This is a genomic window from Micromonospora sp. NPDC049580, from assembly GCF_040675595.1.
Lineage (GTDB): Bacteria > Actinomycetota > Actinomycetes > Mycobacteriales > Micromonosporaceae > Micromonospora.
The window spans coordinates 19,511-33,210 of the sequence record NZ_JBFAPG010000011.1; the positions used below are offsets into that span (position 1 = coordinate 19,511).

The window sequence follows — 13,700 nt, forward strand, 5'->3', positions numbered from 1 at the left end:
GATCGCCGACATGGAGTGGATCATCCCGGGCGTCGGCGTGCGGCGAACCGGTCCGGAGGTGCGGCCGTCGTGCGAGCTGGTGGTCATGCACGGGTGGTGCGCGAAAGAGAGAAGGGACACCGTCCGAGGCCCGTTGACACGCGTTTCCGGCGAGTGACAGCGTTGTCAACGACTTATTTCCTCCATATGAGACGAGGAGCGCATCTTGCTCTATCGGAACTCACCGCGCCGCCGCGCGACAGCAGCCGCCGCAGTCGGCATTCTCAGCACGGGGCTGGCGCTCGCTCCGCCCGGGCCGGCGCAGGCCAGCCACCACCAGGCGCAGGACGCAGCCGTACGGTCGGGCAACGCACGTTTCGAGGTGCTGTCCCCCACCCTGATCCGCACCGAGTACCAGAAGGACGGCAGGTTCACCGACGCCGCCACGTTCAACGCCATCGGGCGCGACGACTTCCCCCGTACGCGTTTCACGAAGCACGTCGAGCACGGCTGGCTCACCATCGACACCGGCGCGATGACATTGCGGTACCAGGTCGGCTCGGGCGCGTTCACCGCCGACAACCTGACGGTGCGGCTCAAGACCGGCAAGCAGCTCGTGCAGGGCCAGCCCTGGGCCGGCCACACCGCGCCGGCCTGCGCGTTCGGCACGCTCTGCGAGGCCGAATCGCTCCAGTTGAACGGCCCTGGCGTGGCCACCGACCACCGGGGATACACCGGGCGCGGCTTCGCGGCCGGTTTCGCCTCGTCCGGCGACTCGGTCACCTTCGCGCTCGACGCTCCGGAGGGCGGCACGAAGCAGCTCTCCGTTCGCTATGCCAACAGCACCGGCGGCGACGGCCAGAACGTGGCCCGCACCCTGACGGTCAAGGTCGACGGCGACGCCGGCCGCACGTTGACGCTGCCGCCCACCGGGAACTGGGACACCTGGGGTCTGGCCAGCGTGCCGGTCGACCTCAGCGCGGGTCGGCATGAGATCAGCGTCGTGCGGGGTCCCAACGACTCCGGCAATGTGAACATCGACAGCCTCGCGGTGGTCAACCCGGGTGATCCGTTCCCGGCGCCGGCCGCGCCCGAGCCGCACTCCCTGCGATTCGGCACGCTGGGAGAGGCCGAGACCGGCGCGCTGACCGGCGGCGCGAAGCCCGCGAACGACCACAACGGCGCATCCGGTACGGGGTTCCTGGCCGGCCTGGAGAGCACCACGTCGGCAGTCGCGCTCACCGTGACGGATGTTCCGTCCCCGGGTGACTACCAGGTGCAGATCCGCTACGCCAACGGCCAGGCCGGCGCCCAGCCGAGCCAGGCGCGCACCATGTCGGTCACGGCCGGAACGGCGGCGCCGGTCACGGCGACCCTTACGCCGACCAGCGGGTGGGACTACTGGAACACCGCTTCCGTCCCGGTCCACCTCGACCGTGGCACCAACACGGTGACGCTGGGGTGCCCCACGGACGCCAGTTGCAACGTCAACGTCGACACGGTCGCCGTCACGAGGAAGGACGCCCCGCTGCTCGCCCCGCACGCGCCGCTCGGCGGCTACCGCCGGGGTCTGGACGGCGTCACCGGCGCGGCGCTCACCGCTCCAGGCCTGCTCTACCAGGACGGCTGGTACCTGCTCGACGACTCGGCCTCGGCCCTGAGCACCACCAAGCCCCGGCCCGCCGCCGAGCAGGACGGCTACGTCTTCGCGTACGGGCAGGACTTCACCCGTGGCCTCAAGGACCTGTCGACCCTGACCGGCCCCACGAAGCTGCTGCCCAAGTGGGCGTACGGGGTGTGGTACTCCGAGTACTACGACCGCACCGCGACCGAATTCCAGGACCTGGTGGCCCGGGCGAAGGCCGAAGGCGTACCCATGGATGTTCTTGTCCTCGACACCGACATCAAGGCGCCGGACAAGTGGAACGGCTGGAGCATCGACCCCACCCGGATTCCCGACCCGAAGGCGTTCTTCGACTGGGCCCGCAAGCAGGGCCTGCACACCGGCATCAACATCCACCCGAGCATCCTCGGCTCGGACCCGAAGTTCGCCCAGGCGCAGGCCACCGCGAAGGGCAAGCTCCAGCGCGTCGGCTGCAACGGCGGCCCCGACTGCTACGCGTTCGACTTCGGCGACCCGGACCAGCTCAAGGCGTACCTGCAGCTGCACGACGAGATGCTGCCCAAGGGCACCAAGGGTCCGGACCTGTGGTGGCTGGACTGGTGCTGCGACAACACGAAGTCCTCGCTCGCCGGGGTGACCGCGGACGCGTGGATCAACCAGCAGTACGCCGACAAGACCGGCTTCGCGTTCTCCCGGGCGTACGGCTCGTTGCAGGCCGGCGGCTACGGCAGCCCGACCCCGGTGGCGACCGGCCCGTGGGCCGACAAGCGCACCACGCTGCACTTCACCGGCGACACCACCTCCGACTGGTCGACCCTGCAGATGGAGGTCGGCTACACGCCGGGCGAGTCGGCAGCGACCGGACTGGCCGCGGTCAGCCACGACATCGGCGGGCACACCGGCGGCCTCCAGGAGCCGGGCAGCGAACCGGGCAGCACCAAGCTGCCCGACGACCTGTACGCCCGGTGGGTGCAGTTCGGCACGTTCCAGCCGATCGACCGGCTGCACTCCAACCACAGCGACCGGCTGCCCTGGCAGTACGGCCCGGCGGCGAACGCGTCGGCCAAGAAGTTCCTCAACCTGCGTAAGGAACTGCAGCCGTACACCTACGCCGCCGCGAAGGAGGCCACCCGCACGGGTACGCCAATCGTCCGCTCCATGTACCTGGCGTACCCGAATGAGCAGGCCGCGTACGCCACCGCCGGTTCCGAGTACCTCTACGGGCCGGACTACCTGGTGGCACCCGTGACGACGCCCGGCAGCACCGCCACCACCTCGGTGTGGTTCCCGCCAGGCAACAGCTGGACCGACATCTTCACCGGGAAGACGTACCGGGGCGGCACCACGCAGAACATCACCACCACGCTGGACACCATGCCGGTGTTCAAGAAGCAGTGAACTTTTAGAGATCCGGACGGCCGGGTGGGGGCAACCCCGCCCGGCCGGTTCGTTTGATTGGGCTGGATTCAGTGTCGGCGGGGTCGGCGGGCCAGCGACAGCCAGCCGAGGAAGCGGGCGTGCAGCGTGGGCAGGTCCGGGCGCAACCCCAGGTTGTACGCGTCGTCGATGGCGTCGTGCATCGACGCGGCCAGGTAGAACGCCAGAGCAATGGAGTGACCGTAGAACTCGTTGGCGAGGGCGAGTTGGGCCGGGGCGCACGGCCAGGGCGCGGCGCAGTTGCGGCACAGCCACGCCGGACGCATCGGCAGGTGCGGGCGAGGGCGGACGGTCATCCGACCCGCACCGGCTGCCGGGTCGCTCCGCGTTTGACGGGCTTGATTGGTACGGCGGGCAGGGGTTGCAGCCGTACGCCCGCGCGCATCACGTACAACTCGCGCCGCGCGACCGCGTCGCCCGCCGCGTTCAGCTCGTAGCCTTCAATCCAGACCCACCCGTCGTACGTGTGCCGCTCGGGCAACTCGCGGATAACGCGTACGAAGATCGGGCGTAGGAACTGCACGCTCGCCGCGGTGGTCAGGTGGATTACGTCGCCAGCCTTCATCTTCCCGAACTTCTCGGACTTGTCGTCGGGCACGGTCTTCCCCTGGGTGCTGTTGGGAAGGGGCCGCTCCCGTGAGTGCTCGCCCGTCGGGAGCGGCCCCGTTACGCACGCGACCACCGGATCTCGTGGGCCTGCCAGCCGCGCCGCCTGGTGACACTCTGCTGTGAAGGCCACTACGCTCGGAAGGTGTTCCAGGTGTCCGGGCCGGAGCTGGCAGAACAGGCTCCAGGCGTGTGGCACCTCGGGTAGTCGATCTCCGATTTGAGGAGCGTTGAATGGCTGACGTGCCGAGTCCTCTCGCGGACTTCATCGTGAGCGAGATCCGCCGTGCTCGTGGAGCGTCCGGGATGACGCAGGAGTCGTTCGGCCGGGCGGCGGGCTTCAGCGCTTCGCATGTCAGCGCCGTGGAGAGCGGCACCCGAGCGCTGACGATGGACTTCATTCGGGGAGCGGACCGCGCCTTCAACAACGACGGGCTGTTCGGACGCCTGGTGGTGAAACTCGGCGCGCCGTCGTGGTTTCTGCCGTGGCTGGACGCCGAGCGCGGCGCTCGGCAGCTTCGTCTCTTCGAGCCGCTACTGATCCCGGGCCTGCTTCAGACCGAGAACTACGCCCATGTCGTGATGCGCTTGAACGACCTCATGTCGGCCACCGAGGTCGACCAGCAGGTAAGCGCCCGCATGAGTCGACACAAGATCCTCACCGGCGACAGCCCACCGCAGGTGGTGGCTGTGCTGGACGAATCCACGCTCCGCCGCGCGGGCGACGAACACGCCGGCATCATGGCCGAACAGGTCGCCCACCTCATCACCGTCGCCCAGCTGCCGCACGTTCACATCCACGTGATCCCGGCAAGCGCCGGCCTCCACATTGGGCTGTCCGGGCCGTTCGCGCTGGCGCGGGCTGGCGACGGGTCCTGGGTCGGGCACCTCGAAAATCAGCTGGGCGGGATCGTGGTCGACAACGAAGATGGGCTACATACTCTTCATGCGAGGTGGGAGAACGTTCGGAACGAAGCACTCCCGCGCCGACAGTCCGACGAGCTGATGAAGGAAGTGCACGGCCACCATGGACCTCACTAACGCCATCTGGCGCAAGTCCCGGCGCAGCGGATCGTCGGGGGGCAACTGCGTCGAAGTTGCTGACAACCTGCCCGGCGTCATCGGTGTCCGAGACAGCAAGGATCCTGCGGGCCCGATCCTGGCCTTCGCCCCGGCAGCCTGGCGGGCGTTCGTCGCCCAGGTCGCCGGGCGGCCGTAACTATAGTCAGGCGCGCGAGCCCTTTGCGCCGGATCAATGCGCCGCGTTCGACCATGGCTCAAATCGCCGCGCTACCGCGCCGTTAGTCCACCTGCTGAAGGAAGTTGAGAGCCATCATGGACCTCAGTAACGCCCGGTGGCGCAAGTCCACCCGCAGCGGCGCGAGCGGCGGCAACTGCGTCGAGGTGGCGCGCAACCTGCCCGGTGTCGTGGCGGTACGCGACTCGAAAGACGCTGCCGGTCCGGCACTGACCTTCACCCCGGCAGCCTGGGCCAGGTTCGTCGCCCAGGTCGCTGGGCGGCCGTAGCGCCGCGACGCACTACGGCCTCACCCGGCGCATCGGGGAGTCCACAAACCGGGCGGGTTCCCCACATACACAACTGCGGCCCACTACCGCTGATCAGCATGCGTCCTTTCCGAGACTCGCGAACTCATCGACAGATACGCTTCTCTGCACCTCGCCGTTGCCCACAATTTCGGTGATCAGAACCGATCCGGGCCGCATGTCTTCCAATTCAGTAAGCCGGAAGGTCACCGAACGCGAGGTGAAGCTGCTGTCGCTGGCGACACCGAACAGCTGGAAGGCCGCGTTCGGGCTGGGGGCCGGGTCACGTGGGAAGCCCTCCAGACGCACCGTCGTCGGCGAGGTCGCCGCACGCGGTACGGCGTACCGTCGTCCCGGCCAGTAGGGCCAGCTCGTGGAAGTCGCCACGGCGGACGGGGATGGCGAGATCGACGCCCGTTCGGCAAAGAACATAACAACGTCTGGCGGACGGTCCGCGCACCAGGACAAAACCGCAACGGGCTGCCCATCGGCATCCACGCCCACGCCGGTAACGCCTTTGATCTCAGGCGTGCAAGCGGTCAACCCGGCCAGCACGAGAATGGCAGCCGCCAGCAAGACACTGAGCCGCCGCGCCTTCAGCAGCATTTGAACGGCCATGCCCGACGGTCGCAGCGCCGCGTCAACCTGCGACCCCAACTCCGTCACAGACTGATGACGATTAGTGACCCCCGGTCTGTAGCCCGAACAGGTTGTCGAGCACCTTCCTCTGCCACCTCGACAGAACTGCCGAGGTGGCAGCTGAGAGCCTGGAGCTGACGCACCACCCGTCGTCAGTCCTCGTCGAGGAGGCCTCTGTCCCGGTCCCAGAGCAGCCCTTGATGACCGTGGCCGCCGCCTGGCGCTCGTCGCAGGCCCTCAAGCGCCTCAACCAGCGGTGAACCATGCTGACTCCTCAGCGGCAGCCAGAGCCCTCGTTCCCCGTCCTGATGGCTGGCTACGTCATCGACTTCCATCACCGGTCAGTCTGCTCGAAGTGCTCTGACGACGGATGCCCGCGACTGACGGCGGCCGGCGAGACCCTACGCGCCTGGAGGTACCGGAAGAGCCGACGTGAAGGCCGGTGACGTGTTGTATCTGACCACTTCAGCAAGCCCACAGTTCGCACAACCGATCCTCTGCCGCCTGATTAAAATCCGCAGGGATCTCCACACTTATGACGGGTGGGTGTGGCTTGACGGGCTACCAACTGCACCAAGAAGGCGAAGCTATAGCCCGCAGGGAGTTGTTTGCTCTTAGAAAGGGCGTGCAGATACTGCCATTGGACAACGAAAAGCCCCACCAATAGCAGTTTGAAGCCCTCAAGGCACCGGGAGATGGACCAACCTGAACTGTACTCGCCGGCCCTCCGCCTCAACTCCCATCCAGGCCGCTAGGAGCACACACCGGATCTTCGCGCCTAACGTGCCGCCGCGCCGCTCGACCCGATTGCGATCCACCACCGCTGGCTTCGAAGATGAGCAAATTCCAACCATCGAGCTATTTGCGCCCCTAAAAGAGCCGCGGTCTTTCGCTGCGATCGTCACCACGACGTATCACCCTGTCTTTACCTGCACTCCGACGGGTGGATGGGACCACCCCAGGCTTAACAAGATCGATCTTCGCTAGCGCGACACCCAGTCCAGCGCCACGGATAGCACGCTCAGCAAGGTCAAGATTGACCTTGCTGAAAAAGAACAGTGAATCCGCAAGCTTTCCAGGCTTGTCAGTAGCTATTGCAAAAACAATCTTCCAGTCCCCCAAGGCTCCCACCCTGGCAGCCTGAGCCATTTTGTTGAAGTGTTGTAGAACAGCGCTCTGATACTGCCTACTGTCACTAAAGAGTCGAGCCGAAACCGCACCCTGCGCAAAAAGGTGAGAAAGCGTAGGCGAGGACTCTTTCATTTTCTTCACACAAATCAGCTCCTTGCGACGCGTCAGCAGATCGCAAATTTCTACTTTTAGATTCCTTCCTCCTTTGCTGTAGAAAAGGGACTGATCCAAAACCACGTGGTCGATGTTACTACCCAACGCCTCGAGATTGTAATCGCCTTCATCTTCCGCTCCAGCAAACCAGGAGCGCAGCGACAATTCTTCAGTCAGGTCAGGAATTCGCCGGATCCGTTCCTGCAGGCCCGCAAGGTGGTCTCTATCGATGCGATACCATGCGCCAGCGCATGGCGCATAAATCCCCTCGCCTAGCTCCACCTCTGCCACAACGTAGGGCATGAGCGAGGTCTTAACAGGCTTCTCGACGCCCTCGTAAAAGGCATGAACTTGAACTGATGCCATCGGATCGGGGATGTCCCATTGAGAAACGGCCCCCAAGACGGCATCCTTGTTTATCTCACCTTGAACTTGGTAAGACTTGCGACCCCATTTAAGAAGAACACGATCAGGCCTGGCCAGCCGATCCGAGTCGGGATTCATAAATTCGATGTCCTCGCCACCCGACAGGATCTTCTTATCCAACTCCGCTTTAAGTTTCAAGTGGAGTTCGCCTCTTGTGCGGGGAACGCGAGTAAAGTAATCCAAGAACGGAAACTTCTCTTTGTACTCCCGCGAATCATACGCCGCGATTACTTCATCAAGCTTCTCCGGCAACGATCTATAACTAAAGGACTTCATCGTGAGCCGTAGGGAATCACCCCCCGCCACACCCGTGCCAAGCTCTTCTGGTGGCTTTCCTTCTAAGTATCGAACGAGATCAGCGGTGGGTTCGATGCCAAGCTTGTGCAGAGAGCCAGCCGACGGCATCGAGATAACTTGACTTCGTCCCGAGCCGACGATCGCCCGTGTATCTACACCCCTCAGCGCTTCAGGGTCAACTACATTCGCCGCCACCCTCAGGCCAAATCCAGCCTCAATCGAACTTGAATCAACCGCGTGACGACCTGTGCCGTAGACGAGCAGGAAGCGGTGGCCGCTTCGCTCTATTCGGACTACCGCCCCTGTGCTCTGATTCTTGAGCCCAATTATTTCCTCTGCAGTCTGGTCGAGCGCCAAAAGCATCAAGTCTTTCTGCCATTTGGGTACATTAACCTTGGCAGTCTTAACGTACAGGCCGATCTCTAGGCCAACTATCTCCTTGACGGGGACTGGCTTATATTCCTCGTCGACCACAGCCCTGAGACCCCAATCACCCTCGTCGAGATCATCGCGAAGCTTGAATAGGACTAGATCCACTTCCCCTCCCAACGACAAGGAATAGGCCAGGCTAACGGACCAGTCGTAGTCGGTGAAGGATGCGATCGCCCTTCAGTCGGATTAATGACGGCGCTCTTGACGGCTCGCCAACGCCAAACGCACAACCGCGCTGTGGCAATGGAGCCAGCGGACAAGTCCACCCCACCGATCCGCCCTGGTCATCCATCCTGGGGCATCCATCCTGGGCGAGGAATTGCCGAATAGGCCTGTTGTAGATCAAGGCACCGCGCTCCGCGCGGTGCGGGCGGCAAGCCCGGCCGGCGGCAAGCCGCCGGGAAACCGCCCCCACGGTCGGATCTCAGCGCAGCGCGAGTTCGTCCGGGAAGCGCTCATGAAGCGCGGCGACCGCATCCTTCAGGCAGTAGTCGAGGCTGTGGCCGTCGACCCTGATCGACGCGCCGTCGAGCCCCTGACCCGAGATCACCACGGTCCAGGGCTTGCGCTCCCGCTCCCCGTCAATCTTGACCAGCCCGACCAGACCCATCTCCCCCAGGTGCTCCAGCACCTCCAGCACGCACTCGTCCCACCTCATCCACGAATGGGACCACCAAGACCGCTACGGAAGCCAGCCGGTCGGTCCGGTCGTGCGTCAGGGCTTCTGAGCCACCCCCGCTTTATGGAGCTTCTTGACCATGGCCTGATGGCCATGGGGAGGAAGTCGTCCGTGGCAGCACCGAAGAAGTACCCCGACGAGCTACGTCCGCGCTGTGCGCTTGTACCGCGAGTCGGACCCGAAGCCGGTGATCCGGCGCCTGGCCGAGCAGCTGGGCGTGCATCACGAGGCATTGCGGAACTGGATCCGCCAAGCCGAGGCCGACGCCGGCGAGCGTCACGACCGGCCGACCAGCAAGATGGCTGAGGAGAACCGCCAGCTGCGCAGAGAAGTCACCGAGCTGCGGCGGGCGAACGAGATCCTGAAAGCGGCGAGCGCGTATTTCGCGGCGGAGCTCGACCCGACCCGGCGACGGTCATGACGTTCATTTATGAACACCGTGACCAATTCGCGGTCGCGCTCCTGCTACGGGTCCTGAACATCGGCGCCTCGACCTACTACGCGTGGGTCAGGCAGGCCGAGCAGCCCTGCGACCGCGACGTGGTCGACCTGGGCCTGTTGTCGAACATCTACGAGATCTGGGAGACCTCCGGACGCACCTACGGCGCGGACCGGGTGCACCGGCAGCTACGCCGTGACGGCATCGGTGTGGGTCGCAAGCGGGTCGAGCGGTTGATGGCGGCCCACGGCTGGCAGGGTGCGTTCCTGCGTCGAGGCTGGCGCGGCGGCTCCACCCGGCAGGATCCACGGCACACGCCGGCGCCAGATCTGGTCAACCGGCAGTTCACCGCCGCCGGGCCGAACCGGCTCTGGGTCGCCGACCCCACCCGCATCCCCTGCGGCGAGGGCGTGTTCTGGCTCGCCGCGGTCCGGGATGCGTTCTCCCGCCGGACCGTCGGCGGGAAGACCTCCGACCGCTGCGACACCGACCTGATCCTCGCCGCCCTCGAATACGGCATCTGGTCCCGCGACGTCCGCGACGGCCAACTGATCCACCACTCGGACCGTGGGTCGAACTACACGTCGTTTCGCTTCGCGGAACGCTTACAGGACAACGGGATCCTGCCGTCGATGGGCTCCGTCGGCGACTCCTACGACAACGCCCTGATGGAGAACTTCTGGTCCACGCTGAAGATCGAACTCGTCTACCGCACGAGCTGGCGGACCCGCGACGAGGCCGAGAACGCGATCTTCGCCTACATCGACGGCTGGTACAACACCCGCCGCATCCAGAAGGAACTGGGCTACCTCAGCCCGGACGAGTAGGAGACCGCCTGGCACAGCCGCCAGACGCAACCCTCCGAGCCACCTATCGCCATCCCTGCACCAGCCGGGAGCAGGTAACCACCGCTCCATCAAAGCGGGGGAACTCATTCGCACCTCGGATTCCAGCTTTGACCGATAGGCGCGTTTCCGTCGAAGGACCGGGTCGTTTACCAAGGTTGGGTACGCTTGAGGTCGCGGATGCCGCGTTGAGCCGCAAACCCTGCTCTGTTTGGACGCCAGCACTACGGGTAGGCCTCGACTGTGGGTGGTAGCTGCCGTTAACGCGGGCATGGTACGGTGCCGTCCTTCGGACGCGATCTTTAGGCAGCGCGCACATCGCCGTGCGGCATGCAGTCGTTAGCCGCGGGCAACCAGAGGCTACCGGAATGGTTAGGGGGTAGCGGTGGCACTCTTTCCAGGTCACCGCCCAAACGGCACTGTCTCGGCCGTTACGCCCAAAGTCGCCCAAACCCCTCTGGTCGATGCTATCGCTACCGCCCCCGATGCCTCGCTGGCCCAACTGCCCTGCTACGACATCCTGATCCGGCCACTTCAAGGCATCGATCTGCTGCCAGTCATGCAGTCGGTAGGACCCACAGTGAGGCAGCTCTATCCTCAGGGGGACCAGCAACTCTTCCGGAGGCTAGGCGAGGTTCTAGACGGGCAAGCTAGGTGCACCGTCGCCGTAGCCCTCGGGCGTGCCGGAGGCCAACATCTGGTCGGGGTAGCGGTTGAAACGCCAAAGGGCCCGGACCGCTTCAAGCTCAGCACGCTCTGGGTTGACCCGACAATGCGCCGAAGAGGCGTGGGCCGTCGTTTGGTGCAGAATTGTCTTTGCAGATGGGCTCGAGAAGAGACGGAAGTCGGATTTCTGACAGTGCGGAACCAGCACTCCGCGAGCGTACGCTCACTTCTGGTACCGTTCGGCTTTGACCAAGCTTCTCTTGAGTTGAACAGATACGGCTTTGGCGAGGATGAGCTTGTCCTGCAGTGGTCACTGGCGGAGCAGCTCGCGGCGGCGGACTTCGCAACACCTTCCATGCTTGACAACGCCGAACTAAAGTAAGGCACCTGCACCCCCCGTCGAGTGCCCTCACGCTCGGCTACACCCCTCGGTTCTTCGAAGGTGAAGCTTAATGGGCTTCTTCGCGGTCGTCCGCCATCCCAGGCCACCTGCATTCGAAGTCTGCAAGCTTGACATCAATCTGTGGTGCCTGCCGGGCCTATTTCGCAGGTCCTTGTTCTTGTGTGACATCGGCTTGAAGGTAAGACCATCCTCCTCAGCGTTGGACTCCTTCCGGATCGCCGTACCTTTCGGAACCGCTGAAGGGGAGTTGACAGACGTAATTCCCCGGATGCTGAATCGCACCGCAGACCTGAATCTTGTCTTCGGCAATACGGCCGTCAGTGTTGCCACAGACGGGAACGGAGAGCGGGTCTACGACGACGGTGATGGGCCGATGATCCTTATGTCACTCGACACAAGAAAATGCGTTCGCGACTCGAAGATAAGCACGGCAGAGTTCTCACTGTGGGAGATTTTCCCGGCTCGAGCGATAGAGGCAGAGGAGGAGGTTTACCTCAGATTTCGCCTTCCGGTCAGGAACCCTGGGCGGATGTGGACTTGGCACCGCCTCGGACACCGCCGTGCGGGCGCACTTCTCGATATGCGAGTAAATGAGCTCCGCGAGACGGTTGCGGTTTCATCGGACCTTGACTGGTCACATCTGGTCGTGGACGTGCAGCATGTCAACTGTCTTGCCGTAGTGCCTGCCTCACTGCAGAGCTACCAGCAGGCGCCCGAGATGCACTACACGCGAATTCTCGAGGGCCTCGTGTGGGAACCATATCTCGATCGTGCGATAAACCTGTTCAGCAAAAGCAAGGTCCTCGTCTACTTCTGGCGAAGCAAGGGCGTAGTTTCTCGAGATAACGAGTTCCGGTCCTTTGCGGCGTTTTCGAGAGCTCGCGGTGGTTCGGTCATGCGGACGGCTATGACCGCAGCTCTCTTCGTTTCCGTTCTCCTGTTTCTTACCCAGGACCCGGTTACATTTGAGCGGAGCTACCTCTTTAGGGCATTCAGTGGGACCTGGACGGCGATGCGCAGTCATCTGCTGCTCCTCGGCGGCGGCGCCGGCACTCTGCTAATTGCTAGCAAATTTGCTGCACCGGCTCTGCGATACATCCCTCTTCTGAAGAAGTTGCCCAAGTGGGCGCGCGGAGTGGAGCAGAAGATATACCGGAGCCGCAGATACAGAAATGGCTAGCCTCAGGCCGGGTACTGGCAATCTCTTTGTCGAGCCTGTCGGCAGGGATGGACCAGCCCTGGCTCATCAGGCGGACCAGGTAGCACGACAGGAGCAGGCGACCCGGCCATAGGGTGGAGGTCCGTTCATCCGGTCACACGGCCCCTTAACCTCAGTGTGAGCCGGCGGGCGTTGGGGATAGGTTGCACTCCGCTCATCAACTTCATCGGGCACACTCTTGAACAGAACTGAGGCCGACAGGGCGCCGTCTGCCGCGCCAGTCCCACCCTGGGACTGGCTTGCCGCTGGATCACAGGTCGCGGCGCCATCTCCACCGGCGGGACGTTCCCGCCCCTCCCCCACAGCTGCTGCCCGACTCGGGGACTATCAAGCGGGGGCCTGAAGATGACCCACGACGGCACAGCCAGCCCGATCTGAGACGAGGTTCGACTCAGTCGACCCTCAGGGCGTCTCCAGGGCACCGGATGCCGCCCGACGTTTGACCATGAATGACGCCTCAACATCGAACCAGCTCAAGCCTTGATCAGGTCTCTGAGCTGGTGGGCGACGGACGAGTCGACCTGTACGCCGGATTCTGTGCGCGGCGCGTACCCCGAGGGGTTTGCGCCGGCGGCGGCCATCCATCTCGGCCTGCCGTTGCCGGCAGGCTCTAGCGGCCTACCCGCAGACATCGGGCGGGCAGCCCTCAAGCGTCTGCGCCGGGTCGTCATCTTGCGGTGACGGCCCTTGCTTGGCCTTGCTCCGGGTGGGGTTTACCGAGCCACCCCGGTCACCCGGGGTGCTGGTGGGCTCTTACCCCACCGTTTCACCCTTACCGTCCCCGTTGGGGTCGGCGGTCTGTTTTCTGTGGCACTGTCCCGCGGGTCGCCCCGGGTTGCCGTTAACAACCACCCTGCCCTGTGGAGTCCGGACGTTCCTCGGCGGCGGGCCGGAGCCCGCCGACGCGACCGCCCGGTCGACTCGTCCGTCGCGCTCCCATCCTAACGACGGACGCTCTTCCAGTATTGCCGCCCCGCCTGGGCAAGATCGGGCAGCTCATAGGCGATCCGGCGACGCCAGCCTAAAAGGCGGCGGCTAGCCTCGTGGGGCTATGGATCTCTCCCACGCCGCGCTGCTGCTCGCCGCCGGTCTCGCCGCTGGCACGGTCAACGCGGTGGCCGGTGGCGGTTCGCTGATCACCTTCCCGGCGATGATCGCGGCGGCAACCCGACCGCGATCA

At 64.4% G+C, this 13,700-nt stretch carries 12 protein-coding genes, 1 other RNA gene and 2 pseudogenes; 9 read left to right on the forward strand and 6 right to left on the reverse strand.

The window, feature by feature from the left end; translation table 11 throughout:
- Positions 1 to 205 precede the first annotated feature (205 nt).
- A complete protein-coding gene (locus AB0J68_RS02075; RefSeq protein WP_363935537.1) occupies positions 206 to 3,001 on the forward strand; it encodes a TIM-barrel domain-containing protein in 2,796 nt (931 codons plus the stop codon).
- Between the two features lie 68 nt (positions 3,002 to 3,069).
- On the opposite strand, the gene AB0J68_RS02080 is transcribed toward AB0J68_RS02075, so the two are convergent.
- Together AB0J68_RS02080 and AB0J68_RS02085 are read right to left on the reverse strand one after the other, a co-directional pair.
- Positions 3,070 to 3,336, reverse strand: coding sequence for a hypothetical protein (locus tag AB0J68_RS02080; protein ID WP_355064299.1), 267 nt, complete (start codon positions 3,334 to 3,336; stop codon positions 3,070 to 3,072).
- Entirely contained in the window at positions 3,333 to 3,605 is a 273-nt protein-coding gene (locus tag AB0J68_RS02085) for a hypothetical protein (RefSeq protein ID WP_355064351.1), read from the reverse strand. The genes AB0J68_RS02080 and AB0J68_RS02085 overlap by 4 nt, the downstream gene beginning before the upstream one ends.
- Before the next feature lie 275 nt (positions 3,606 to 3,880).
- On the opposite strand from AB0J68_RS02085, the gene AB0J68_RS02090 reads away from it, so the two are divergent.
- The 3 genes from AB0J68_RS02090 to AB0J68_RS02100 all read left to right on the forward strand — a co-directional run bounded on the left by AB0J68_RS02090 (position 3,881) and on the right by AB0J68_RS02100 (position 5,173).
- Positions 3,881 to 4,687: a helix-turn-helix transcriptional regulator gene (locus tag AB0J68_RS02090; RefSeq protein ID WP_355064297.1), complete on the forward strand. Its 807-nt coding sequence runs from the start codon at positions 3,881 to 3,883 to the stop codon at positions 4,685 to 4,687.
- Entirely contained in the window at positions 4,674 to 4,865 is a 192-nt protein-coding gene (locus tag AB0J68_RS02095) for a DUF397 domain-containing protein (RefSeq protein ID WP_355064295.1), read from the forward strand. Before AB0J68_RS02090 ends, AB0J68_RS02095 begins: the two co-directional genes overlap by 14 nt.
- A gap of 116 nt (positions 4,866 to 4,981) precedes the next feature.
- Positions 4,982 to 5,173: a DUF397 domain-containing protein gene (locus tag AB0J68_RS02100; protein WP_355064293.1), complete on the forward strand. Its 192-nt coding sequence runs from the start codon at positions 4,982 to 4,984 to the stop codon at positions 5,171 to 5,173.
- A gap of 93 nt (positions 5,174 to 5,266) precedes the next feature.
- Here the strand turns inward: AB0J68_RS02100 and AB0J68_RS02105 are convergent, their stop codons facing one another.
- From AB0J68_RS02105 to AB0J68_RS02115, 3 genes are all read right to left on the reverse strand, one after another.
- A complete protein-coding gene (locus AB0J68_RS02105) occupies positions 5,267 to 5,797 on the reverse strand; it encodes a hypothetical protein (RefSeq protein WP_355064291.1) in 531 nt (176 codons plus the stop codon).
- Between the two features lie 903 nt (positions 5,798 to 6,700).
- Positions 6,701 to 8,374 carry a DUF6119 family protein gene (locus tag AB0J68_RS02110; RefSeq protein ID WP_355064287.1) on the reverse strand — a complete coding sequence of 558 codons (1,674 nt, stop codon included), beginning with the start codon at positions 8,372 to 8,374 and terminating at the stop codon, positions 6,701 to 6,703.
- 319 nt (positions 8,375 to 8,693) lie between these two features.
- Positions 8,694 to 8,927: a hypothetical protein gene (locus AB0J68_RS02115; protein WP_355064285.1), complete on the reverse strand. Its 234-nt coding sequence runs from the start codon at positions 8,925 to 8,927 to the stop codon at positions 8,694 to 8,696.
- Between the two features lie 154 nt (positions 8,928 to 9,081).
- On the opposite strand from AB0J68_RS02115, the pseudogene AB0J68_RS02120 reads away from it, so the two are divergent.
- The 4 genes and pseudogenes from AB0J68_RS02120 to AB0J68_RS02135 form a co-directional block, all read left to right on the forward strand.
- A pseudogene (locus tag AB0J68_RS02120) lies at positions 9,082 to 9,369 on the forward strand (transposase); the annotation flags it as partial.
- On the forward strand, positions 9,366 to 10,214 hold the full coding sequence (locus AB0J68_RS02125; RefSeq protein ID WP_363935542.1) for an IS3 family transposase: 849 nt from the start codon (positions 9,366 to 9,368) through the stop codon (positions 10,212 to 10,214). The pseudogene AB0J68_RS02120 and the gene AB0J68_RS02125, both read left to right, overlap by 4 nt.
- A 577-nt stretch (positions 10,215 to 10,791) precedes the next feature.
- Complete coding sequence (locus AB0J68_RS02130; protein WP_355064350.1) at positions 10,792 to 11,280, forward strand: GNAT family N-acetyltransferase; 489 nt, start codon at positions 10,792 to 10,794, stop codon at positions 11,278 to 11,280.
- A 70-nt stretch (positions 11,281 to 11,350) separates the two neighbouring features.
- Positions 11,351 to 12,481, forward strand: a complete 1,131-nt coding sequence (locus AB0J68_RS02135) for a hypothetical protein (RefSeq protein ID WP_355064281.1) — start codon at positions 11,351 to 11,353, stop codon at positions 12,479 to 12,481.
- 547 nt (positions 12,482 to 13,028) lie between these two features.
- On the opposite strand, the gene rnpB is transcribed toward AB0J68_RS02135, so the two are convergent.
- Positions 13,029 to 13,444: RNase P RNA component class A (rnpB, locus tag AB0J68_RS02140), an RNA gene on the reverse strand.
- A gap of 127 nt (positions 13,445 to 13,571) precedes the next feature.
- Between rnpB and AB0J68_RS02145 the strand changes: the two are divergent.
- Positions 13,572 to 13,700 (forward strand): annotated as a pseudogene (locus AB0J68_RS02145) (sulfite exporter TauE/SafE family protein); the annotation flags it as partial.

What these genes read in the sequence shown, in the direction of transcription:
- AB0J68_RS02080 (WP_355064299.1), bottom strand. Translation starts at nt 3,336, where the DNA reads ATGACCGTCCGCCCTCGCCCGCACCTGCCGATGCGTCCGGCGTGGCTG.
- AB0J68_RS02085 (WP_355064351.1), bottom strand. Translation starts at nt 3,605, where the DNA reads ATGAAGGCTGGCGACGTAATCCACCTGACCACCGCGGCGAGCGTGCAG.
- AB0J68_RS02090 (WP_355064297.1), top strand. Translation starts at nt 3,881, where the DNA reads ATGGCTGACGTGCCGAGTCCTCTCGCGGACTTCATCGTGAGCGAGATC.
- AB0J68_RS02095 (WP_355064295.1), top strand. Translation starts at nt 4,674, where the DNA reads ATGGACCTCACTAACGCCATCTGGCGCAAGTCCCGGCGCAGCGGATCG.
- AB0J68_RS02100 (WP_355064293.1), top strand. Translation starts at nt 4,982, where the DNA reads ATGGACCTCAGTAACGCCCGGTGGCGCAAGTCCACCCGCAGCGGCGCG.
- AB0J68_RS02105 (WP_355064291.1), bottom strand. Translation starts at nt 5,797, where the DNA reads ATGCTGCTGAAGGCGCGGCGGCTCAGTGTCTTGCTGGCGGCTGCCATT.
- AB0J68_RS02115 (WP_355064285.1), bottom strand. Translation starts at nt 8,927, where the DNA reads ATGAGGTGGGACGAGTGCGTGCTGGAGGTGCTGGAGCACCTGGGGGAG.
- AB0J68_RS02125 (WP_363935542.1), top strand. Translation starts at nt 9,366, where the DNA reads ATGACGTTCATTTATGAACACCGTGACCAATTCGCGGTCGCGCTCCTG.
- AB0J68_RS02130 (WP_355064350.1), top strand. Translation starts at nt 10,792, where the DNA reads ATGCAGTCGGTAGGACCCACAGTGAGGCAGCTCTATCCTCAGGGGGAC.
- AB0J68_RS02135 (WP_355064281.1), top strand. Translation starts at nt 11,351, where the DNA reads ATGGGCTTCTTCGCGGTCGTCCGCCATCCCAGGCCACCTGCATTCGAA.